Origin of the sequence: Micromonospora echinofusca (assembly GCF_017614955.1) — a bacterium.
GTDB classification, from domain to species: Bacteria; Actinomycetota; Actinomycetes; order Mycobacteriales; family Micromonosporaceae; genus Micromonospora; species Micromonospora echinofusca_A.
In genome coordinates this window covers 1-1,936 of the sequence record NZ_WVUH01000600.1, presented here as the reverse complement: position 1 = coordinate 1,936, position 1,936 = coordinate 1, and the positions used below count along the sequence as shown (strand labels likewise).

The window sequence follows — 1,936 nt, the reverse complement described above, 5'->3', positions numbered from 1 at the left end:
GCCGTGGCCACCGACCCCACCCCTGCCGCGTCCCCGACCCGGGCCGGACAGACCGCGACACCGACCGGGTCGACCTGTGTCAGCACCGCCGACGCCCGGTACAAGCACAAGTTCGACGGGCGGGCCGGTACCGCCAGCATCGAACTGCTCAACGGGCCGCTCTGCGCCGGGCAGGAACAGCCGTTGGCGCTGGTGTCGTACGTCGCCCCGTCGGCGAAGTTCGCCCTGCCGCAGTACCTGTTCGACACGTCGGTGAAGTCGTTCGGCGCGCCGAAGGAGGGTGAGCTGGCCGTCACCCGGCTGGAGTTCGCCGTCGAGGTGCCGGCCTGCTTCACCCAGGTCGACTTCGTCTTCGGCGACAAGCTCATCGACCCGCTCACCGACTCCGGCGACCGGTACGGCGACCGCAAGGTCGGCAGTCCGAAGGGCATCGGCGCGCAGTCGAAGGGCCGCCAGGCCTGGTACAACGGCGGCCAGGAGAGCTGCGTCGCCGCGCCCGAGGTGGAGGTGCTCTCCGACTGCGACGGCAGCGTCACCCTGAAGCTGATCAACCGTAAGGGCAACGCGGCGGCGACCTTCGTGGTCGCCGGCAGCGAGGGGTTCAGCCGGACCGTCACCGTGCCGATCAAGGGCATCGAGGAGGTCGAACTGGACGCACGCAGCGCCAAGGAGATCACCGTCACCGCCGACGGCAAGGAGGTCTACCAGGGTCGGTGGACCAAGCCGCAGGACTGCCAGGAGCCCGAGGTGGGCAAGCCCGAAACCGGGCACACCTCCACCTGCACCGAGCTGACCTTCACCATCACCAACCCGGCGAACGGCATCAGCCTGACCTCGACCTTCACGCCGAGCACCGGCAAGGCCCAGACCGTCACGATCGAGCCGGGCCGGACCGCCAAGGTGACCTTCCCCGGCGAGGCCGGGCTGACCGTCACCGTCACCGGTGACCTGGCCAGCGAGAAGCCGGTCGCCTGGGAGAAGCCGGCGAACTGCGCCGGCGGGGGTGGCGCCGGCGGAGGTGACGGTGACCTCCCGCTGACCGGTGCGGCAGCCGGTGGCATCGCTGCGGCCGCAGGTGTGCTGCTGGTCGTCGGCGGGGTGCTCTACCTGATGGCCCGGCGTCGCCGGGTCCGGTTCACCGCCTGACCGGTACCGCGCCTGGTTCAATGACGGCGCGTCGGCCCCACCCGGGCCGGCGCGCCGTCGCCGTGTCCGGGGGCCGTCGCCGTGTCCGGGGGCCGTCGCCGTGTCCGGGGGCCGTCGCCGTGTCCGGGGGCCGTCGCCGTGTCCGGGGGCCGTCGCCGTGTCCGGGGGCCGGGTGTCCGGTGCGCGGAGACGACCTGCGGTACCGGTGCCCGTCCCCTGTCGAGCTGCTCGCACGAATGGAGCGCACGCGGGACGCCCGGCAGAACGGTCGGTCCCCGCCGCACGCACGGATGGAGCAGCTCGACAGCATCCCGGCGAAACGGATCGCCCCTGCCGCACGCACGGACGGTACAACCCGACAGCATCCCGGCCGGAGTCCGCAGCGGCACCGGGGCCAGCCGGTCGGCCGACCCGCCCCGGTGGACCCCAGGGGTCAGGGTCAGCCCTTCTCCAGGTACTCGGCGCGTTCGGCGTCGACCAGGGCGGCCACGGACGCGGCCAGCGCCGGGTGCCGGGCCAGCTCCGGATCCTCCGACACCAGCTCGATCGCCTCGGCCCGCGCGTCGCGGATCAGGTCGGCGTCCCGCAGCAGGGAGAGCAGCCGCAGGTGGGAACGCCGACCGGACTGGGCGGCACCGAGCACGTCACCCTCCCGGCGCTGTTCCAGATCCAGCTCGGCGAGCTTGAACCCGTCCGTGGTGGAGGCGACCGCGTCGAGGCGTTCCCGGGCCGGCGACCCCTCCAACGCCTCGGTGACCAGGAGGCAGATCCCGGCGGCCGTACCCCGACC

General features: G+C 73.0%; 1 protein-coding gene and 1 pseudogene. One reads left to right on the top strand and one right to left on the bottom strand.

What is annotated here, in order from left to right; all coding sequences use genetic code 11:
- Window positions 1-1,146: LPXTG cell wall anchor domain-containing protein (locus tag GSF22_RS33170; protein ID WP_208817854.1), on the top strand; the 1,146-nt coding region annotated here is incomplete at its 5' end.
- Window positions 1,147-1,585: 439 nt separating this feature from the next.
- Here the strand turns inward: GSF22_RS33170 and GSF22_RS33165 are convergent.
- A pseudogene (locus GSF22_RS33165) lies at window positions 1,586-1,936 on the bottom strand (ATP-dependent DNA helicase RecG); the annotation flags it as partial.